Annotated in this window: 23 protein-coding genes and 1 pseudogene; 9 read left to right on the top strand and 15 right to left on the bottom strand. The window is 34.1% G+C overall.

The genetic code is table 11. The features are described 5' to 3' along the window. Positions 1 to 50: 50 nt before the first annotated feature. The 5 genes from NSQ89_RS08020 to NSQ89_RS08000 form a co-directional block, all read right to left on the bottom strand. Positions 51 to 1,073: a helix-turn-helix transcriptional regulator gene (locus tag NSQ89_RS08020; protein WP_341132444.1), complete on the bottom strand. Its 1,023-nt coding sequence runs from the start codon at positions 1,071 to 1,073 to the stop codon at positions 51 to 53. A gap of 438 nt (positions 1,074 to 1,511) precedes the next feature. Next, complete coding sequence (locus tag NSQ89_RS08015) at positions 1,512 to 2,663, bottom strand: MFS transporter (protein WP_095321376.1); 1,152 nt, start codon at positions 2,661 to 2,663, stop codon at positions 1,512 to 1,514. Between the two features lie 140 nt (positions 2,664 to 2,803). Then, a complete protein-coding gene (locus tag NSQ89_RS08010) occupies positions 2,804 to 3,106 on the bottom strand; it encodes an ArsR/SmtB family transcription factor (RefSeq protein WP_047940192.1) in 303 nt (100 codons plus the stop codon). A gap of 389 nt (positions 3,107 to 3,495) precedes the next feature. Continuing rightward, positions 3,496 to 4,377, bottom strand: coding sequence for an NAD-dependent epimerase/dehydratase family protein (locus NSQ89_RS08005; protein WP_251687067.1), 882 nt, complete (start codon positions 4,375 to 4,377; stop codon positions 3,496 to 3,498). A 93-nt stretch (positions 4,378 to 4,470) separates the two neighbouring features. After that, positions 4,471 to 4,989 (bottom strand): DUF3841 domain-containing protein, encoded by a 519-nt coding sequence (locus NSQ89_RS08000; protein WP_341132443.1) that lies wholly within the window; start codon positions 4,987 to 4,989, stop codon positions 4,471 to 4,473. Positions 4,990 to 5,507: 518 nt separating this feature from the next. Between NSQ89_RS08000 and NSQ89_RS07995 the strand changes: the two genes are divergently transcribed. Both NSQ89_RS07995 and NSQ89_RS07990 read left to right on the top strand, forming a co-directional pair. Continuing rightward, positions 5,508 to 5,684 (top strand): hypothetical protein, encoded by a 177-nt coding sequence (locus NSQ89_RS07995; protein ID WP_328054222.1) that lies wholly within the window; start codon positions 5,508 to 5,510, stop codon positions 5,682 to 5,684. Positions 5,685 to 5,858: 174 nt separating this feature from the next. Continuing rightward, positions 5,859 to 6,629, top strand: coding sequence for a phosphotransferase (locus NSQ89_RS07990; protein WP_445668959.1), 771 nt, complete (start codon positions 5,859 to 5,861; stop codon positions 6,627 to 6,629). A gap of 107 nt (positions 6,630 to 6,736) precedes the next feature. Here the strand turns inward: NSQ89_RS07990 and NSQ89_RS07985 are convergent, their stop codons facing one another. Next, positions 6,737 to 7,261, bottom strand: coding sequence for an ECF transporter S component (locus tag NSQ89_RS07985; protein ID WP_095257460.1), 525 nt, complete (start codon positions 7,259 to 7,261; stop codon positions 6,737 to 6,739). 148 nt (positions 7,262 to 7,409) lie between these two features. On the opposite strand from NSQ89_RS07985, the gene pdxR reads away from it, so the two are divergent. The 3 genes from pdxR to NSQ89_RS07970 all read left to right on the top strand — a co-directional run bounded on the left by pdxR (position 7,410) and on the right by NSQ89_RS07970 (position 10,339). Continuing rightward, positions 7,410 to 8,807, top strand: coding sequence for a MocR-like pyridoxine biosynthesis transcription factor PdxR (gene pdxR / locus NSQ89_RS07980; RefSeq protein ID WP_172885233.1), 1,398 nt, complete (start codon positions 7,410 to 7,412; stop codon positions 8,805 to 8,807). 481 nt (positions 8,808 to 9,288) lie between these two features. After that, the gene (locus NSQ89_RS07975) at positions 9,289 to 9,903 is read left to right on the top strand and encodes a PadR family transcriptional regulator (RefSeq protein ID WP_341132441.1); all 615 of its coding nucleotides are present in this window, start codon (positions 9,289 to 9,291) and stop codon (positions 9,901 to 9,903) included. After that, positions 9,878 to 10,339: an SgcJ/EcaC family oxidoreductase gene (locus NSQ89_RS07970; RefSeq protein WP_251687059.1), complete on the top strand. Its 462-nt coding sequence runs from the start codon at positions 9,878 to 9,880 to the stop codon at positions 10,337 to 10,339. The genes NSQ89_RS07975 and NSQ89_RS07970 overlap by 26 nt, the downstream gene beginning before the upstream one ends. 277 nt (positions 10,340 to 10,616) lie before the next feature. Here the strand turns inward: NSQ89_RS07970 and NSQ89_RS07965 are convergent. The 6 genes and pseudogenes from NSQ89_RS07965 to NSQ89_RS07940 form a co-directional block, all read right to left on the bottom strand. Next, a pseudogene (locus tag NSQ89_RS07965) lies at positions 10,617 to 10,949 on the bottom strand (SMI1/KNR4 family protein). A gap of 672 nt (positions 10,950 to 11,621) precedes the next feature. After that, positions 11,622 to 12,245, bottom strand: a complete 624-nt coding sequence (locus tag NSQ89_RS07960; protein WP_341132440.1) for an NUDIX hydrolase — start codon at positions 12,243 to 12,245, stop codon at positions 11,622 to 11,624. 144 nt (positions 12,246 to 12,389) lie between these two features. Beyond that, positions 12,390 to 12,641 carry a hypothetical protein gene (locus NSQ89_RS07955; protein ID WP_341132439.1) on the bottom strand — a complete coding sequence of 84 codons (252 nt, stop codon included), beginning with the start codon at positions 12,639 to 12,641 and terminating at the stop codon, positions 12,390 to 12,392. A 196-nt stretch (positions 12,642 to 12,837) separates the two neighbouring features. Continuing rightward, a complete protein-coding gene (locus tag NSQ89_RS07950; RefSeq protein ID WP_341132438.1) occupies positions 12,838 to 13,182 on the bottom strand; it encodes a hypothetical protein in 345 nt (114 codons plus the stop codon). Between the two features lie 263 nt (positions 13,183 to 13,445). Continuing rightward, on the bottom strand, positions 13,446 to 13,919 hold the full coding sequence (locus NSQ89_RS07945; RefSeq protein WP_095257465.1) for a DinB family protein: 474 nt from the start codon (positions 13,917 to 13,919) through the stop codon (positions 13,446 to 13,448). A 143-nt stretch (positions 13,920 to 14,062) separates the two neighbouring features. Next, positions 14,063 to 14,962: an AraC family transcriptional regulator gene (locus NSQ89_RS07940; RefSeq protein ID WP_047940183.1), complete on the bottom strand. Its 900-nt coding sequence runs from the start codon at positions 14,960 to 14,962 to the stop codon at positions 14,063 to 14,065. Positions 14,963 to 15,081: 119 nt separating this feature from the next. On the opposite strand from NSQ89_RS07940, the gene NSQ89_RS07935 reads away from it, so the two are divergent. Then, on the top strand, positions 15,082 to 16,026 hold the full coding sequence (locus NSQ89_RS07935) for an EamA family transporter (RefSeq protein WP_061800965.1): 945 nt from the start codon (positions 15,082 to 15,084) through the stop codon (positions 16,024 to 16,026). A 108-nt stretch (positions 16,027 to 16,134) separates the two neighbouring features. Here the strand turns inward: NSQ89_RS07935 and NSQ89_RS07930 are convergent, their stop codons facing one another. Continuing rightward, positions 16,135 to 16,653, bottom strand: a complete 519-nt coding sequence (locus NSQ89_RS07930) for an NUDIX hydrolase (RefSeq protein WP_047940181.1) — start codon at positions 16,651 to 16,653, stop codon at positions 16,135 to 16,137. 294 nt (positions 16,654 to 16,947) lie between these two features. Then, a complete protein-coding gene (locus NSQ89_RS07925; RefSeq protein WP_061800966.1) occupies positions 16,948 to 17,529 on the bottom strand; it encodes an NAD(P)H-dependent oxidoreductase in 582 nt (193 codons plus the stop codon). A gap of 120 nt (positions 17,530 to 17,649) precedes the next feature. On the opposite strand from NSQ89_RS07925, the gene NSQ89_RS07920 reads away from it, so the two are divergent. Continuing rightward, positions 17,650 to 18,024: a winged helix-turn-helix transcriptional regulator gene (locus NSQ89_RS07920; protein WP_061800967.1), complete on the top strand. Its 375-nt coding sequence runs from the start codon at positions 17,650 to 17,652 to the stop codon at positions 18,022 to 18,024. A gap of 237 nt (positions 18,025 to 18,261) precedes the next feature. Then, entirely contained in the window at positions 18,262 to 18,735 is a 474-nt protein-coding gene (locus tag NSQ89_RS07915) for a hypothetical protein (protein ID WP_061800968.1), read from the top strand. Between the two features lie 176 nt (positions 18,736 to 18,911). On the opposite strand, the gene NSQ89_RS07910 is transcribed toward NSQ89_RS07915, so the two are convergent. After that, a complete protein-coding gene (locus NSQ89_RS07910; RefSeq protein ID WP_047940177.1) occupies positions 18,912 to 19,349 on the bottom strand; it encodes a GNAT family N-acetyltransferase in 438 nt (145 codons plus the stop codon). A gap of 629 nt (positions 19,350 to 19,978) precedes the next feature. On the opposite strand from NSQ89_RS07910, the gene NSQ89_RS07905 reads away from it, so the two are divergent. After that, positions 19,979 to 21,214, top strand: coding sequence for an IS110 family transposase (locus NSQ89_RS07905; RefSeq protein ID WP_341132437.1), 1,236 nt, complete (start codon positions 19,979 to 19,981; stop codon positions 21,212 to 21,214). Positions 21,215 to 21,310 lie beyond the last annotated feature (96 nt).

The raw sequence follows: 21,310 nt of genomic DNA, 5'->3' as shown, positions 1-21,310 counted from the left end.
AGTTATTATTAAAATTATCCGACTGATAATACAGTTCCAAAAGTAAACGGTCAATTAATCAAGTTTAAATCGAGATATTCAGTGCGCCATTTTAAAGGAGTAGTACCTTCCCAAAGATGAAAGGCTCGATAGAACGAGCTTTGATCTTCATATCCAATTAAAAAGGCGACCTCTTTAATATCAAGTGAGGGGTCTGCCAGGTACTCTTTTGCCTGCTCATGTCGAACTTTTGTTAACAAATGCTTGAAGCTCGTGCCTTCTTCCGTAAGCCGCCGCTGCAAAGTACGATCGCTTAACCCTAACTCGCTCGCAATAGTCTGAATATCAGGGCGACCTCCTGTTAGGCTGCGTTTCATGATCCACTTGACTGTCTCAGTAATAGAAGGTCTGCGTACTTGCTCATTCAACGACTGTTCGAGTACGGGAGTTAATATCTCTAGCAATTCTGCATTGTATGAGACAAAGGGACGATCCAGATCTGCTCGATGTATAGTCAACCTGTTACAATTTGTACCGAGCTGAATTCGGCAGCCAAAGTAATCTTCAAGTAACTGTAGGTCGCCAATTGAATGGGTCGAAAATTCTACGAATCTTGCTGTCAAAGGTTGACCTGTACCCCGACGTCCCAGTTCGAGAAGAAATGCCATCGTAATACCAATTAATATGGTCAGACCGGGTTGTTCACTATGCAATGATTTTATTTCAATTGTACAGTGTTCCCCTTCCTCGGTAATATATAAGCTTTCAGGAGGGCACAGTTGTTTGTACCTAGCCATCCGCTTTAAGGCATCACGGTAGTCACGAGCATGGTAAGTTGCTAAGACAGTCGGAGGGAAATGATCTGTTTCAAAGGATGTCGCAAGCTTGATGATTCCTTTCGCAGTGTCGTCAACGAGATCGGAATAAGCCTGCCAAATCGCAAAATATTGGGCTGTGGTGACAACTGGATCAGAAACAATGGTGATTGGCAATTGTGCTTTTCCAACCATGTCGATGGCGTCTATCCCCAATTGACGTAATCCTGTCCAAAATCCTGCCGGCATTTTAATACGGTCAGAGGCATACAACGTCATATATATGGTCCTCCTTTTTCTATTTACATTACTAATTTTAAATGTAATTATGTCCTTTTTTACAAATGGTACTGTTTAATAATACCTCTCCAATAGAGTCTTGTAACTAGCGAACTGCGACAAACCACTTGCAAAATACGCCAATATTATAAGCAGAAAGAATGGTCATAAAGATTTTTATTAGTTGTTACTATACGATTTTTATTTCTTATGATTGGTGTATATATTTTAAGAAATAAGATATGAAAAACGGCCAGACAAAAATCTGGTCGTTTTTCATGTTAATTACATATCTAATTGGATTGTTTTCTCTATACTCCAAAAAAGAACCCGTTATAATCCACCAGCAACCTTTTAAAAACTTTCCATTTAGTATTAACAACTTAGAGAGAAACCTATTATACTTGAAATCTTTTGTTCCTTTTACCTTGTTTTCAACTATTTATGTAAGTTGCCACGAGAAGACTTTAATACCATAAAAATAGCTATAGCTAATCCAAGTACTCCTACCCAGGTGATGGAACCTAGCGATACCTTTTCTACAAATATCCCACCAATTCCTGCCCCTGCAGCCATTGATAATTGCATCATTGACTGGTTTAGTCCTAAAAGTACTCCGGATGATTCTGGTTTTATGGTTGCCAAATTGAACTGTTGTGCTGGCGCTGATGTCCACGCTGCAAAGGACCACAATATTAGTATGATTACAACACCAACATATGTGTGAGTGATTAATGATAAAAGAATAAGCATGACAATGTGTAGAAGCATCGAACCTATTAATGTACGTGACACACCCCATTTGTCTGTGCTAAAACCACCGAATTTTGAGCCGAATAAACTAGCAACACCGAATATAAGCAGAACTCCACTTAATAATTTTTCATGGATACCTGAGATGTTCAAAAGATAAGGAGATAAGTATGTGTAAGCAACTGAATACCCGCCAAGCCAGAAAAAGGTGATGGATAAACCAATCGCTACTTTTCGATCCTTTAGGAGAGCAAGTTGTTGTCTCAACGGAACCGGTTCATCTCCTTTTGTTGACGGTATTACGAATGAGATGATGATCATCGCTAATAACCCAAGGAACGCAATTCCGCCAAATACTGCTTTCCAGTTGAATGCATCTGTAATAATTCGTCCTAGTGGAACACCAATGATTAAAGATGCTGTAAATCCCATCACTACAGTAGCTATTGCACTACCTTGTTTACCTTCAGGTGCTATTTTTGCCGCGATAGTCAGAGCTGTAACGACGACCATTCCAGCGCCTAGTGCCATTATAATTCTTGAGAAAACAAATAAGGTGTAACCTGGCAATAAGAATGCAAATATGTTTGCTATCACAAACAAGCCCAGTGATACAATCATAAGCTTTCGTCTATCCATGCCTGATGTTAGTGCCATAAGAATGGGTGTAAAGATTGCATAGACAAGCGAGAATATCGTTATTAATTGTCCTGCAGCCGCCAAAGTGATTCCTAGTGAATCTGCAATGTTATCCAATACACCAGAGATAATATACTCCGATGTTCCAACTAAAAAACTAATAAGTGCTAAAATATAAATTTTAAATGTGTTAGACAAAATAATCTCTCCTTCGCATATTATATTTACATATCTAGAAAAGACGATATGTAAATGATAAATATAAACATATCGTGATATATCGATATGTTAGGTGTAAATAAAGCTGAATTCTTAGAGAGAATTCAGTTACATTTACTTTAGATCTCTTGCTCCAAAATAGCTGCAATATTTTTTATTGCTTCTTCATCTCTTTTGTAATACGTATACTTTCCAATACGCTCTGTCTTAATCAGCCCAGCTCGCAAAAGTATATTTAGGTATTGAGAAGCTGTTGATTGCGTCATTTTTAATTGCTCTGTTATTTGACTAACGCATACCCCTGTTTTTCTCATATCAATCCCTTCATGAGGTACAAAATGACGTTCAGGTTCTTTTAGCCAATGTAAAATTTGCAGCCTTGATTCATTTGATAAGGCTTTAAAGATTTCAATAGGTTTCATGGTTTTTATTATATCTAAAAAATACGATATGTCAATTTGTATTTAATTGAATTTTACAGATGAGGGAAGTGTTATAAATATCAACATCTATTCTTTCGTTAATAAAACAACTGCCAGTCTCCCGAAAATTACTTTGTAGAGCTATTTATTCTTTTTATACGACTTATCATATCAACTAATTTTTTTGTTAATGATAATTCCGTTGTTATCCATCTGACAAAACATTTGTATAATAGGTATCTTCCTTTAGTTTCTTTTCTCTTTCTAAGACTATATTTCTCCTTTCCACAAAAACATCCCCAGAGAATAAGACATACACTAAATATGGTCTAATTCTCGGGGGATTTCTTCTTCGTTACATTTTTATCTTAAAATCTCAGTAATACAGATTATTTTTTATTATCTTTTGCAATCTTCTTAATCAAAGCTGGCAGCCAATCATCCAGATTCGTAAACGTAAATCCTGCTTTTTCTGCCTTTTCCGTATTCATATACCATGATGCAGGAATGGCATACGGAGAGAAATCTTCTTCATCTCCGTCAAGGGTAATTTTTGCAGTATGTCCTGTAATCTTTTCGATTATTTGGATTAATTTTTTCATTGTAATTTTCCCATTTGCTGTCGCATTAAATGGCCCTTCCACCTCTGAAAAACCTGCCCACTTTAAAAATGCGGCCGCTTCCGAAGCAAGAATAAAGGACATTTCTGCCTCCATATTAACAAAGCCGATCGTTCTATCCTGTTGAATTCGCTCAACATGAAAATGCAGCCGACGCGTGTAATCATCTTCCCCTAACACAATTGGAAATCTTACCGCTACAACGGGGAAATCTGCATACTGGAAAAATGCTGCTTCTGCCTGCCGCTTTCCTTCATCATAAACAAATTCGCTCTTATCTAGTTGTATTGGATAGTTGTATGGATGAAAATCTGCCTCTCTTTTTTCGTTTCCATCAACAGGATAAGTAGATAAAGAGGAAGTAAACACAAGCTTTCCTATTTTCCCATTAAATACATCACAAAAGTCTTTTGCTTCATTAGGTGTATAACAGATATTGTCATAAACAATATCAAAGGTTTGACCTGCGAAATGATGTTGTAATTGTTCCTTTTTAGAACGATCAGCGATAATATGTTTCACTTCGTTGTCAAATGGATGACTTACAGTCCCTCGAGTCATAATCGTAACACGGTGTCCCTCTTTCAGCAGCAATTCCACAAGCTTCCTTCCAAAAAAACGCGTGCCGCCTAGCACTAATATATTTTTCATCTTTTTTCTCCTAATCTATGACATTAATTTAAAAATTCCATAGAAAGGAGCTAATTCCTCTTTTTCATTCACGATATTATTTCAATAAATCTATTATTTTGCAATAAAATATTCTATATTTACAATCTGTTCTTTTTGAATTATAGGTGTCACCCCTTGAACTATTTGATCCCCGTTATTCCACATTTCTGAATTACGCAATTTTGCTAAATCGAAAATTCTTTCCCAGCTTTGCTCCTTTGTAATAGTTAATTTACCATCGTCGAATAAAGTATCTTCCTCCTCAGTCATAGGGCAAAAACCGTTATTTAACACACAATGCCAAGCAGAAAAATCAGAAAACAGAATTTGGTTTTCTGGTATCTCGACTGTTAAACATACAGCTTTTGTTCCTTTATTAAAATGTCCTTCCGACTGTAAATTTGGTTTTGTCGTCCACAGCCAAATAGGATAGGAGCCATTATGATTCAGCCTCTTACCCATTTGTTCTATCATCCATCTATAAGAAGGGAGAAAGTCTATATCCACAAATTCTGCTTTTCCAGTTAAATAGCCAGTTTTATTTAATTGATTTACCATTTCGATTTCTTGGTTGGTGAAGTAAATAGGCATTTATCTATCAAACTCCTTTTCTTTATTATTAAAGCTGCAATATGGTAATATTAAACAAAAAAGGATAAGAGATTATGTAAAACGGAATTTCTTTGGTGTTGGATCTTTTGTTATTTTTATTATATCGCTGATGGCTTTTATCGTTGTATTTTTTATGCGTGTCTCTATTCCAATACTCTTTCTATCATACTCATATGGCTTCTTCCTCTCATTGGGATTATCTCTGGTTTCTTAAAAAAAGGAGTCATTCAAATTAGCGCCTTATCGGCAATGTCCTTATCTTTTTCTTAACGGTATAGTACCGTTTGTTACTTCAATTTTTTGGAATGAACCTTGATTTCCCTTATATACTTTCTATTTAAGGCATTGATAACAGATAAAGCGGATTTTATTCTATAGGAGAATTCTACTTTGATTTATTTTTAGCTCTTTATGTTTTTTCTTTGATAGAGTTATTACTATTAATTTGTTTGAATGGGGGATCTTTATTTTAAAGAATTGGTTGGGAGTGAATGATGATGAATAAGTTACATGTATTGATAAAAATTTTGATTACTGGTTTAGGTCTTCTATTAATCTTAACAAACATTGATACTATCTGGTACAACATTTTTATTGTATTTGTCATTGTCTATCTTATCTATGATTTGCTTTTAAATATGTATCGCAAAAAGGATAATGGTCGAAAGCAATAAATTATTGCACTCTTCTATCATTATAGAGGATATGCTTGAAAAAAATGTCCCAAAATCATTAGTTAACATAATAATATTATTATAAATTATTCCAGTGACCTATCTCATCAAGATTCTTTCTTTACTCTTTTCTTGGCCATATAAAAATAGAATAATGGAAAGCTGGTGAAAGAATTGAACGAATTACCACTAAAGCAGTTAGAGAAAATAATTGGATCGCTTCTATCTATTTCTCTTGTTGCTGAACAAGGCAGTACTTCTACCGTGTATCAAATGCTGGCCAGAAGTGGCACCTACATACTAAAAAGCGCTTTTGATGAAAAATATCGAGATTGGCTTCAGACAGAAGCATGTGTTTTAGAAAAATTAATCGGGAAAGAATTTATTCCTGTTCCGTATTACTATGGATTTATAAAGGAACAAGCCAGCAGTCATTTGATCATGTCCTATGAACAAGGGATCACCTTAACAGCTGCTTTAAACCAAGCAAAAACAGACACAGAGAAATGTGCTTTAATCCAAAGCTTTGGTCAACTTTTACATAATCTGCATACTACAGAAATAATGGATCCATTTCATCATGTAGGTGAATGGTTATCTGAACGTCTTCTAAAAGCGGAGTATTATGTTAAAAAAGGATGGACAGAAGGATCCAATGAACTTCTCACTTTGTTGAAAAGCAACAAGCCAGCGCCAATAAACCAAACGATTATACATGGAGATTGCACAACAGACAATGTTCTTGTTGTGAATGGCGCTGTAACAAAGTTCATTGATGTCGCTGGCATGACAGTTGGTGATCCCCGCTATGATGAAGCATTAGCCATTAGAAGCTTTGTTCATAATAACAGGTTTAAAGAAGCTTTTTATGCAGGATATAAACACTATCAGATTACCATGGATGAATTTCGATATTTTGACGAAGGGTTGTATGAATTTTTTTAATATGTAAACAAATTGGTTGATTAGTTCCACACTAAATAAAGGGATTAAAATGTACTCTCAGCAAGGACATTTTAATCCCTTTTGTCTTTTTGTGGTGCCAGGCACTCTTAATGGACACTCTTAATAATGCGTTGCTCAAACCCTTTTGTAAGTGGCACGACGATGATGCCGGCGATGACAAGTTGCATGATATTACCTGGCACGGAGCCGAATGGCTGGATCCAGTTGCCATAAAGGATTACTTCTGTAAAATAGTAGCCGACAACTTTGATGATCATGGCAACAGCAACTGCCATTATATATACAAAAGACTTTTTGCCAGGCATCTTTTCCCCAATAAGTCCTGCTATATATCCCATAGTACCAACAATTACAAATGTAAATGGAGCCCATAATGTCCAGCCTGACATAATATCAAATAAAGCCATTCCAAAAGCGCCTACAATCGCACCAGATTTCTTGCCAAAAAGAAATGCAGCAATCAAAAACGGCACGTTACCCAAATGGATTAGTCCCCCATTTCCCATCAGTGGCAGCCTGATGTTGATAAACATTGTAGCAAGAAACGTTAAAGTAATAAAAAGTGCATTGAGAACTAGGATTCTCGTTTTGTTTTGTTTTGTCGTAAACATGCAAAATTCTCCTCTTCCTTCAAGTATTTGTTTTTCAGTTTAAAAAAAGAATATCCTCTTCTTCATGATTACTAGTATAATAAAATCTGACAATATAAAAAGTGTCAATTTTTATAAAAATAACGTGGTCAGAAAGGATACTTCCCGAATGGATATGCTTATGTTTGAATTGAATAAAAACACAACTAAACCCTTATATGAGCAGCTATATATGGGAATCAAATCTGCTATTTTAAGCCAACAAATTGAAGTTGGAACGCAACTCCCCTCCAAAAAAAAATTGGCCGATTTTTTAAACATCAGCCAAACAACTATCGAAGTGGCATATGCTCAACTGGTTGCAGAGGGATTTATTGTCTCAAAACCACGGATTGGTTTTTTTGTAGAGGATATAAACGAATTACCTTATATTGAAACAGAAAATGTTGAGTTGCCTATGGAGGATATAGAGAAAGAAATGATCCGAATTGACTTTCATCCTGGAAAAATCGACACAGATTCCTTTCCTTTTTCCCAGTGGAGAAAGTATGCAAAAAATTTATATGATACACCGTCAAAGGAGTTGCTACAGATTGGAGAACCACAAGGGGAATACACTTTACGGGCGGAAATAGCCAAATACCTATATCAATCGCGTGGGATAATATGTAAACCAGAGCAAATTGTGATTGGGTCAGGAACAGAACAACTCTTTCCTATGATTTTAAAGTTGCTTGAAAAAGATTCAACCTTAGCCCTTGAAAATCCTGGCTATTCAGCAAGCCCTAGAATTCAACTGCAAAATAAAGCCATCCCTATTCCAGTTGATGAAGACGGATTGATGGTGGATCAACTGGAAAAAACAAAGGCGAATGTGGTCTATATTACACCTTCTCACCAATTTCCGACAGGTGCCGTTCTTTCCGCCACAAGGAGAACACAGTTAATGCAGTGGGCAGCCAAAAGTAAAAATCGCTACATTATTGAAGACGATTACGACAGCGAGTTTCGTTACACTGGTAAACCCATTCCCGCCTTACACGGGATGGACCAAAACAATAAGGTGATTTATCTAAGTACGTTCACCAAGTCATTAATGCCTTCATTGCGATTGGCCTATTTTCTTTTGCCTTCTACATTGTTGAAGAAATATAAGGAAACATTCAGTTATTATTCGGCAACTGTACCAAGGTTTGACCAGCATATAGTAGCCAGCTTCATGAGAGACGGTTATTTTTCAAAACACTTAAATCGTATGCGGAAAATTTATCGTAAAAAACTTGATAAACTGATCCATATCTTTAAAACAGATTATCCAGAAGTCATCATCACTGGAGATCAAGCCGGGATGCATATTTTAATTTCCCTACCCTTGCCCAAAAGTGAAAATGAGCTAAAAGCTATCGCAGCAAAAAGCCATATCTCCATTTATCCATTAAGCGATTATCTTATAAAACCAATTGAATATAAGTATCCAACATTCCTGTTAGGGTTTGGAGGCATTCCATTAGAAAAAATCGAGGAAAGCATACACCAATTAATGCAATGCTGGAAAATGGAAAAATAATTCAGCTTGTACTAACTCTAGCTAGAATCTCTATTTAATTTAAACTATTGCACAGTATTATATAAGAAGTAGTGTTCATTTTTCTATTAACTAGATTATTGAATAATAAAGAAAACGTCTAATCCTTATTTAGCAAGGTTTAGACGTTTAATGATTTAAGCATTAATACAATAAGTACAATCCAACGAACGATACATTAGCTGCCATGACTAGAAAGGCGTCTGTAATATGTATTTTTGAAATCCAGCTTTATAAAAGTAGGATCTAACTTCAAGCTTTAAAGCACATGTTAGTTTAAGTGAATAACCTCACAATCTTTTGTTTAGAGTATAAAAAAGACAACTTCTTACATTAGAAACGAGCCAGTTTATTTAATAAGCAATACGTACTTTTTTCATATTTCATTGACAAAAGTTAAAGTATTGAATATAGTTTTATTAAATTAGTTTTAACAAAACTATAGAAGGGAGCTTGATAATGAATGTATGAACTTCTTGTACTTTCGTTATTAATGAAATTTCCATTACATGCATATCTTATCTCAAAAATATCAAATGACACCATTGGTCCATGGGAGCAGGTGAGCAGAGGAACTCTTTCAACATTGCTTAATAAATTAGAGAAATCTGGTCTGATTCAAGAATCTGATCCAGCCACTGTCCCTTTTCCTACCGATCGGCCAAGTCGTACTTTCGAAATAACGAATAAAGGTAAATCACGTTTTTTTGAGTTGATGATGGATACAAAAAAAAATCTTGGAAATTACCAAAAAATTTTTCACATAAAGGCCATCTACTTTGAATTTCTAAACGAAGAAGATCAACTCTATTTGGTTCATCACTATATAAAATATTGTCAAACAGCAATTGATCATATCAAGGCCCAACAATTAGAATTTGATGAAAATCCTGAGCATGTTAAGTCAATGCATCGTACCTCATTTTATACGACCATAGAAAGTTTAATGCACCTAAATGCAGAGCAATGGAATCTAGAAAAACAATGGGCAACTAATTTTAAAGAACAGATTAAGATGAGCATAAAAAACGATAAGAGAAAGGAACATTCAAATGACACAAAAATGGAAAACAGATAAAGAAGCCATACACTTTTTATTTAATGAAATGTTTTCGGCATGGAGTCATGGAGATGGCGAAGCATTTGCGAATTGCTTTACGGAAGATGTTGACTATGTTACTTTTTTCGGACAGCATTTAAAAGGAAAAAAAGAAGTAGAGAGATCACATCAGGATTTATTTAATGGTGTCTTAAAGGGATCACAAATGCAAGGACGAATTACGAGCATTCGTTTCCTAAATGATGAACTAGCAATTGTTCACTGTATAGGAAATACAAAAATGTCAAACCAAAAAAATTATAATAAGAAAAGAGAATCTATCAATACTAATGTAATAGCCAAACAAAATGGGGAATGGAAGATCTCTGCTTTTCACAACTGTCGAATCAAAGAGCCAAACTTTTTTATTAAATGGCTTTTGGAAAAAGGTAAAAAAAAGAGTGAAAAAAGCTAAGTTGAATGTATGTTTAAAGACGGTTTTCCTGGTATCTAAAATTGTTATCCATTATGACTAGTTATAAACTCATTATGCCTAAACCGGTTCTATCCTAAACAAAAGGGGAGCGCCGGTTTCGTCTCTCTTGAATAATATCTGGCTCTAAAAAAAGCTATGAACGATTAAACTGCAAGTTGCACAAGAAGTAAACGGGAGCGCCACAGCCATTCCATCTTTAACGAAAGCATTCGTTGAATAAGGGTGTTACTGTTTATTCATCATTTTCTTCAGATATTTAATTAATAAACTCCTCTAAACTAGCTGCATATTCGTCTAATTCCCTTGTTTCGTGATTCCAGAGAAAAATGGTATCTTCAATTTTTCTGTTCACTTTTTAAAAGCACAGTAGATCTCCCGAACCATCATCACCAATTGCAATAAGGTCTTCAGACATTCTTTCATCTCTTGCTTCCTTATTTTGTCTAACAACATCGTCCCATGTTTTTTTAGAATTTATTTGGGTTTTAATAGGATAGAGAATCCATTCATCGATTTCTACATTATTTACTAACTTAAAAAGTTCTTTGTACTTCTTTAGAGGCCCATTTGACTGCTTGTACCTCTTCAGTCTGTATTGTCAATTCATTCAAGTCAAATTCATATTCAATTAAATAATAATCATCAAAGCCATGTTCAAAGTTAATAGTAAATTGTAGACGAATCTTTTCAAAGTTATTATGAATTCCCCAATTCCTCGAATAGCTCGCTTGAAGCAGCCTGCTGACTGTATCACCTGCAACAGCACTACCACCACAAGTGATATTCCAAAGGTTCGACCACCCTTGCTTAAAGGGCTGACGTTGCTGAATCTTTTGAATTAAATATACATATGTGTACTATTAAATAGAACTCTTCTGGTTTCATTTCATCCCCCCTGAGTTATTTGTTTCTCTATTTTATTACGATGCTTATCAAATAAATCCCACTTTTCCATTGCAAAAATCCTTATGTATATTATTGTAATAAGATGCCCAGTATACTATATAATCAGATTATCATAATGAATTTCACAATAGATATTTAAAGATTGGGAATAAAATTGAGTAACTTTCCCATAACGACGATTAGGAACATTTTTTACTTAGAGTTGAAAGTCCGCAAAAAACTGACCATCGTTTTAATCGAGCTAAAATCCCCTTTAGTTGATGTTGAAGTATATTTGTTTACAAACTTGGTTGCCTTTTTAAATAAAATTTGTTTATTTATTAAGGAAATGCATCCCTGACAACTATACCTCTCTTTAGCAATCCATAACATTCTTAATTATTGTTACAACATCTTTCAAATATGAACCAGAGTGTGGTACGAAATCTTCTTTTGTAACACTTTTTGTAATTTCTAACTTTTCATCATACGTATTAATTATGAAACCATTTACAGTAATTTCAGTTCTCTTATCAAAAACAAAATCATAAAAATTTTTGAATTTGGTTCTTACAATACCAGATACTTCTTCTTTTTGAAGTTTATATACAGGTTCTTCATTTACTCTATACATATATACATTGCCAAATTCTTTATCAATAAAATTTTCAGTAATAATACAATCCTTTATAACACCTATTAATTCTAAATCTTCCATTGATACATCCATGCCTAATTCTTCTTTTATTTCCCTAATACCCTCTCCAACAGTTTCATTGGCCAAGATATGACCAGCAGCCGTAATATCCAATAAATTAGGAAAATCATTTTTAACCTTACTACGTAATTGAAAATATATATAATCTATATTATTTTCATTTTTTAAAAACCAACAATGAAAGGTATCGTGCCAGTAACCTTTTTGGTGAACGATATCACGACTAGTTATGCCTAATGGATTTTTTTGTTCATCGTAAATTTTTATCATTTCAACACTCATAAATTACCCCCTATTAACTCAATAATCATTTTATTTTCTTATAAAATGCAGAATAAACCAATATTTATAAATTCTTTACTGACTAATCTGCCATTATAGCAAGATCAAGAAAGAGTGCCGTTGCTTCATAGTATCTATTAGTCATTAAAAAAAGGCTCCCTCTTTTTCATTGACTCCTTTGTCAATAAATCGTAGCATTCCTTTTCCAACAGATATAACATCTTCTTGATTAAAAATAATACAAGCTGTTCCTCCAACATACTTCTCACATTCAAACTCACCAAGAACTGTCACGTACCCCTTTTCAAAATGATAAACGAGTTCACCGTCATGTTCCTCTATAGCACTTAATTCGTTGTGTAAATATGCTCTAATCGGTTTATCGTATAATTTCATATGGATCACACCTTTTTGTATTCATAAGTTTAATACCAAGCAGCAGCCTGCAGCTTCAGTACCATAATGGATAAAAAAGCATTCATCCGTCTTGGATCAATGCCCCTAGTCTAAGTACAATTCTTCCCTTACTTTAGTTTATTCCAATCATGCTGCCTCTTTTTTCCTATATTAAGCAAGTTACCCTTTGAACAAACTATATATTGATATAATTATAATCCTGATCTATATGCTTTCTTGTAACAATTTCATTTTCATCTAAGCCATTACATATTGCAAAAAAACCTTCATTAGTTTCAAAACCGACGCCAATCAATTGTTCCATCCATTGAATAATTTCAACAGTATTTATTTCTTTCTTTAAAAATTTATTAAGCTCTACCAATTTGTTCTTTTTCCAAACTAGTTTTCTACCAAAGTAATTAATCTCTTGTAACAGGTCAATGTGGTCAAAAGTTACAGCATATTGATTAGTCTTGTATGCACATAGTTCTAACTGGCAAGTTTTAAATTTTAATATTACTGGCAGGTCATTCATCATTAATACTATCCCAGGACACCCATAGTTCTTCTATTGTTTGCCCTTTCAGAGATTCCAGCTTACATTTATATTCAGCTATGATTCCAAACGATTCTTCATACAATTTGGGATTGTAATTTTTTATTCCGAAAATAACAATTCCCTCCTTCTCCATTTTCCTTTATAACTAAATTTCCTAAGTTAATCCCGTTTGTCACATAATACATTTATTATAGAAATACAGCTCCTGATAATAACAAAAAGAAAAAAATGTGCCTGATAGTTCAAGAAAAATGAACAAATTTTAGATCTCTGCCAACAAAACTAGAAGACGGAGGTTGTAGTCCCAATTCTCTCGACCAAACTGAAAGTTGTCCGATATGATGAATTTCGTGTGCAATAATATGGTGAATTATATCATTTACAGCGTATTTCTTTTCATCCCAAGGGACACTGACACTCTGTTCCTTCAAGTCATCTATGTTTCTCAAATATTCAGCGATTTCCTTCCGTAATTTATCTGAAAGAGCTTTAACCTTTTCAAGTGTATTATAGTCATCAAACTGAAATACTACATCCTCTTTCCCTTGAATACCACGAATCCAACTATATTCCACATCAATTATATGGAAAAGTGTAAATAAAATATTTCCTACTCCGCCAATACGATTTTTTAATAACTCTTTAATTGTTAATTGATTACACCAGTCAAACCATTCATCTCTTACTTGCCAGTTATATTCAAAGAATTTTATCAATATTTTGAACACCCCTAATTTAGTTTAATACAATACCTTTCGCTATAAAGTATTTATTTCCTTCTTCCACCAAACTAACATCCTACTTTAGAAAGAAATCAATACCTTTTTGGAAAAGTATCGCACCAAATAGTTTAAGTGTACTACTTCACAAGTGAACAACTAATCTTATATTTTTTGTATGCTAATGGTGTCATGTTCATAGACTTTCGGAATTTATCGATGAAATAGCTTGTGCTGTTAAATCCTACTTGATAGGTAACATCTGTAACATTGGAATCTGGATGTTGTAATAAAATTAAACTTTTTTGAATTCGATAATCGTTTACGTAATTTAAAGGTGTTTTCTTTAAAATTCGTTTAAAATATCGACAGCATTCGGAACGGCTTAATTGACCAGCTCGTGCAATATCGTCTAAAAGGATTTTCTCAGCATAATGCAGGTGTATCCAATTTAGCATTTGTTTCATTCGATTATTCTTTAACATTTCCGTCTCTTCGGACTCTAATTGAATACCATTTATTATTAGGTTCTTCCAAATTAAAGTAAGATGTACGGTAATGTCAATTTCATAGCATGGTGGATTTTGTTGTATCAACTGATTGATTTTCATGATAGAGGCTAAAATATTTTTCGCCCAAAGCTCCGTTGGATCCAATAATAAATAAGGTATATTAGTTGCTTGAATATAGGGATTTACATAGGTTGTATAAAGTTCCTGAGATAAAATGAAGTGTGGTGAAACATTCAAACAAATATAGACACAACCCGACTCATTCTTATCTTTTGCCATGTGAAGGCAGCCACTATTTATAAATAGCCCTTCACTTTCTTGAACTGTAATATTCTCCTCATTTATTTGAAAAATTGCTTCTCCTTTTACAATGAAGATAAACTGAAATTCATCATGCCAATGAAGTGGTACATATCCATTTATATTTTGGTTAATGATAGTTTCATAACAAGCAATAGGTAACTCAACTGTACGGTGTTCAGTTAATTCTTTTAAACTTTCATCAACCATAAATTTTTTTATTTGCATATATATCACCTCAATATACTTATATTTTTTTATTCGATTCAGATATTATTTTAGAGGTTTTCCACTTATTATTTAAATATTATAACACTATTTTTATATTTAAGGGTGGAGGATCTATGATGAATAGACGAAAGGGCATATTTCTTGTTATAACGGGAGCAGTATTTTGGGGGATCGGTGGTACAGTTGCAAAAAAGCTTTTTCAACAGTATCAAATCGATCTAGATTGGTTGGTAATAATCCGATTGCTTATAGCTGGATTTTTACTCTTAGCAGTTCAGTTTTTCAGAAAAGATCGTTCCCAAATACTTGGTGTTTGGAAATCTCGAAGGACAGCTATTCATTTAATTATCTTCGGGTTACTCGGTATGCTTGCGGTTCAATACACATATATGGCTTCCATTAAATATGGAAATGCTGCTGTTGCAACACTATTACAGTATTTAGCGCCTGTTATGATTATCGTATACTTAATTTTCCGCAAACAATTGGTTTTAACACGAAGTGATTTGTTGACTGTTTCTTTGGCCTTATTGGGTTGTTTTTTCTTATTAACAAACGGCTCAATCTCTCAATTATCTGTACCTGCACTTTCAATCATTTGGGGTGTTTTATCAGGAATAGCATTAGCATTTTATACTCTTTATGCAGTTCCATTACTGAAGCAATATCATTCACTTGTCATTGTCGGATGGGCTATGATTATCGGTGGTTTTGCATTAAGTTTTATCCATCCTCCCTGGCAAATGGACCTTAAAAGCTTAACGATAGAAGCTTATTTATATTTAGTCTTCGTTATCATATTTGGTACCATGATTGCATTTTGGTTCTATATAGAAAGTTTACAAAGTCTGCTACCTAAAGAATCAAGTCTTCTTGGAAGCATAGAGCCACTAGCTGCTGTTTTGACAACGGTCTTTTGGTTAAAAGAAGCCTTTGGTTTATTTCAATGGGTAGGTACAGCTTGTATCATTGGAATGATATTATTGTTGGCTTTGAATAAAGAGTCTTCTCCAAGAACTGGTCAACCTCCTAAAAATGAAGAGCCCCTCAAAGTTAGTTGATTAGAGGGGCTTTCTTAAACTAACGCACTATTTTAAGGACCATACTTCACATCATCTTTTTGTGTTCTCACCAGATCTTTATATGTTTTTATCCTTTACACGTTTCATTTAAAGACAAACAGAGCCATAATGATGTCGCCCCTCAAAAAGAAAAGCAATGATACTCTCATAATAGGGTATAAATTTTTTTAATTCGATTAGCTCTAAGATTTCTTCTTTAGAGGCCCATTTGACTGCTTGTACCTCTTCAGTCTGTAATGTCAATTCATTCAAATCTAATTCATATTCAATTAAATAATAATCATCAAAGCCTCTTTCAAAGTTAATAGTAAATCGTGGGCGTATCCGTTCAAAGTTATAAAGAATCCCCAGCTCCTCGAATAACTCTCTTGAAGCAGCCTGCTGACTTGTTTCGCCTGCAACCGCACTACCACCACAAGTGATATCCCAAAGGTTCGACCATCCTTGCTTAAAGGGCTGACGCTGCTGAATGAGCATCTCTCCTTTTGGGTTAAATATACATACGTGTACTACTAAATGAAACTCATCTGAAGTCATTTCGTCGCCACGAGCTATTTGTTTATCAATTTTATTACGGTGCTTATCATACAAATCCCACTTTTCCATCGCCAAACTCCTATGTATATTTTTTGTAACAAGATTCTCAGTATACTATTGATTAAATTTATAATAATGATTTTTACAAAATATATCCAACACTTCGTAATAAAATGATAACAATCCAAAAATCGTGGGAGAACATTTTATACTAAAAGTTAAAAGTCCCGTAAAACTGACGATACTCCTTATTAAACCAAACTACCTCTTTAGAAAGAAAGGCGATACCTTTTTGTAAAAGTATCGCTCCCGTTTGTTTAAGTACATGTCTTCACAAACAACGTCTTTTCCGTTCATTCTACTTTAAATTTCTTGAGTTATTTCTCTTAAAAATTGTTTTCTCTTCTCATCTGTTGTTAAGTTGACTCTAGAAAAATGTATCCATTTAGTGTATTCATTTTTAATTCCCAGGTCAGCTAAAGTTCGATTAATGAAAACTCCTTGAATAGCATTGCCTCCTTCAGATTCAATATATTCTTTATCCGTTGTAGAAGTTGAAATCACAGTTGTTTTTTCTATATTTGTCAATAGCCCTTTGAGAGTACTTGTTGTTTTATCCTCTAGGAAAGCGAATCCACTCAACATCACTTTATCAATAAATCCTTTTAGAATAGCAGGTAAGTCCCACCACCAGACAGGAAATATAAAAATCAACTCGGTTGTCTGACTTAATTTTTTTTGATAGTCCTTAACTAATTCGTAAGGTGTTTCTCCTCTATTAAATTGCGCCAATTCTTCTGCTGTAAATACGGGATTAAATCCATCTTTATATAGATCGATCACTTGAAATGTTTCTTTCTTAGCTTCTAAGTGTTTCGTGATAGAAGTTAAAATTGCATGATTATAGCTTCCTTCCCATGGATGTGCATAGACAATGGTTTTCATTACTAGTTCACCCTTCTCCCTTATTTTCATTATTTTGATGTACATTCATCTTATTGTATGCTATATATTTTTACAAGTACGGTAATTAAAGTACGATACTAACCTAAAGGAGAGTGCTAAATGAAAAAAGAATCTTATCTATTTGAAGGGAATTTGAAGGATACTGGTTTTGGATATACTTTGTCATTAATTGGCGGAAAATACAAAATGACAGTTTTATATGCGTTATATTTAAACAATAACCCTATACGATATAATCAGTTGAAACGGAAGCTTGGCAATATTTCTTTTAAAACATTAACCAATACACTAAAGGAACTTGAGAGTGATCAACTAATTATTCGAATGGAATATCCTCAAGTACCGCCAAAAGTAGAATATAGTTTATCAGAAAAGGGGTTGTCACTGATTCCTGTATTAGATGCAATTTGCTATTGGGGAGAAGAACAATTGGATAAAAGGAAGGAAGTCACGATTAAAGAAAATAATAACTAAATAAAGCTGCCTTGTCAGCAGCTGTAGATTCATTTTCCATATTATTATTCAATAAACATACCCCGATTATGAAAAAAGATTGGTTATTGACATGCTGGCGACTATATTCAATAACAAGCATAATCAAGCAAATGACAGTAATTTTTACTATAGGATGAATAAATTGAATATATGAAGTTATTTTAGGTGAAAATACCAGTGATTATCATGTAGATCGTATATTTTCGGAGGTTGTTTATGAAAGGAAACTGGAAAATGTATTTATTATTGGTATTGCCTTGGTTAACTATAAGAAAACTTGGTAAATTTAGCTTTCTTCGCTTTCTCCCCACTATTATTTTTAGCGACTTGGTTATTGCATTAATAAGTGAGCTATCCCGAAATTTAAAATGGTGGAAAGTAAGAAAACCTATATTCCCCAAATTAGCAACGGATGTCTCTTTTGTATTTGGACCTTTTACAATCCTAAACTTTTGGATTTTTAAATTAACTTACAAAAGATTTTGGCTATATCTATTTTCTAATGTCATTGCTGACTATTTATTTGCATATCCATTAACTTCAATAGCCGAGAAGCTTAGAGTATATAAAATGGTAAGAATGAGCCGAAAACAACTTTTCTTTTTAAGCATTGCAGTAGCAATAATTAACTACTTGTATCAATCATTATTTGTCGAACCTTTAAGAAGGAAGCATAAAGAATGTAAATGAGAATTTATATCTATACCAAAGAACCCCTAGTTTATGTGTTGTTCAAACCAGGGTTCTTCTATTGTTTCATCTACACCAAGAATGCAAATTTTGTTAACCTGCCCCGTTAATACCAAGTCTAAAAGCAGCAATAATACCTATTGGATTAACAACCGGAAATGAAATAAGTTAGTCTCTTATAACTGTAAACTCATAGTAATAGTCCTGGTGTTAAATCCCAATTTCTCATACAGTTTAATTGCATGATTCTCTGCAAATGCACTTAGACGGATTTCTGAATATCCATCTTGTTTTAGATGGTCAATACCTGCTCTCATTAACAGTTTGGAGATTCCTTTCCCTCTAAATTCTTCTATAACAAATAGTTCGTAAATAAATCCAATTACCCTATCAGTAAATTGGTCTTTACTTGTCCCTATAAGAATCCAGCCCATTATTTTGTTGTTTTTTGTTGCTATTAAATAATAGCTTCCGTTTTCCAAAAGTGGTTTAACAAGCTGGTCAATTTTTTCCTTCGTAGGTTCCACTTGTCCTAAAGTACCATCAAAAACAGCTTGTGGTGAAAGAGATAATACCTTTTTTAGTTCAAAATCATTAGGTTTTCTAATATCCATTAATTGAATCAGTCCTTTGATTTACTTTTATTCAAGTTTAGCATATATTTTGAAGGCGATTATGCTAAACTTGAATTCTATTTGCGCCAACCTGCCCTGCCCCTATAGCGACACAAGAATATCGCTAAGATATTGCATAAACTCCAGTAAATTCAATATGAAAATAGCCACTAGAGGATGTATGGAATTATTAAATTTACCTACCATTTTATAGGTTCATCAAATTAACCACAGCGATTTCCACTATAGCAACACAGAATATGGCCCTCTTTCTTTAAAGAAAGCCTCGGCTAAAAATTATGTATAATTATATTCACTCTAGATCAACTATCCTACTTTAGTAAGAAATGCGATACCTCTTTGTTGAAGTATCTCACCCTATCGTATTATAAGGTCAGCCAGAGAATTCTGGTTGACTATTTTTTATTCAATTTATAGATTGATAGTAGCCGGGGAAGAACGGACGCACCCGTGGGACTTGATCCCGACAACTAAACTGTTCTCCCTCTACTTGTTAACACATGATTAGGCTGGTTGGGACATGATGATCCCGTATAACAAGCGAAGATATGAATGACAAGCTAGATAGAGGTTACCGGTCAATCCACTACACTAGGAGGAGATAATTTATGAATCCAGTTGTTGGTCTGGATGTCGCTAAAGGTGAAAGTCAGGTTCAAATGTTCTTGGATAAAAAAATGCCCTATAAAAATAGTGTGAAAGTTGAACATACGGTGGATGGTTTAAAAGAGTTATACTCTTATTTACTAGATTTAGAGCATCAAACAGGGATGAAACCACCAGTTGTCTTGGAATCAACGGGTCACTATCATGCCCCAGTTGTACAGTTTTTAGAAGCAAGAGAGTACATTGTCATTATCGTAAATCCATTGGTATCTTACCGAGCAAAAAGTTCTAGTTTAAGAAAAACCAAAACAGATGCCATTGATGCTTATCACTTAGGCGAACTGTATTACAAAGAGGATTTAGAGCCGCAGAAAAAGCGTGGTGTTCAGTTATTAAACCTTCGGCATCTGACAAGACAACATGAAAATATGACGGGAATTATGGTTCAAACAAAGCTTCAATTTCAATCTGTATTAGATCAAGTATTTCCAGAGTATAAAGGTGTTTTTGGCGATCTGTATGCCGAGGTTTCATTAAGAACTTTACAAACTTTCTCTACCTCGGAGACTGTCTTAAAAACTTGTGTGGAGGAAATTGCACAATTTATTGATAGGCATTGTAAAGCAAGATCGTTTAATTGGGCGCTTGAAAAAGCAGAGGGATTAATCGCAGCTGCAGAACGCAACCCATTTCAGTCAACGCGTTATCAAAGCCTTCTTGTCAGTCTGAATATGTATATTGATTTACTTCAAGTGTACCACCAACAGCTTTCTACGTTGGAGGGTGAGATTGATCAGTTAGCAGTACAGCTCGAAGAATATGAACTACTCCAAACAATTCCCGGTGTAGGCGAAAAAATCGCTGCAACGATTATTTCTGAAATCGGGGAAATTGATCGGTTTAGTCATCCCAAAAAGTTAGTTGCCTTTGCAGGACTTGATCCTAGTGTATTTGAATCAGGTCGCTTTAAAGGCACGAAGAATCATATTACTAAACGAGGCTCTGCAAGGCTTCGCCACATGCTTTTTACAGCAGTTCGGTGTTCCATTCGAGATAGTCGTAAAAAGAAAACAACTGAAGAAACCATTGCACGAAATATGCGATTACGTGCCTTCTACGATTTAAAACGTGAAGAAGGTAAGCCTTATAAAGTAGCCATTATTGCATGTGCTAATAAGCTTTTACACTGGATTTATGCGATGTTAAAAACGAAAACACCATTCCAAGAAACTATTTAGTAACAACATTTTCCTATACAACTAAAACCTTCCAAATTGAATCAGGAGGGTTATTTGAGTTATGCATTTTTAGTATAGCATTTAGTAATTATAAAT

This window comes from Niallia sp. FSL R7-0648 (genome assembly GCF_038007005.1).
Taxonomy (GTDB): domain Bacteria; phylum Bacillota; class Bacilli; order Bacillales; family Cytobacillaceae; genus Niallia; species Niallia circulans.
The sequence above is the reverse complement of the archived record's forward strand: the minus strand, read 5'-3'. Positions and strand labels throughout refer to the sequence as shown.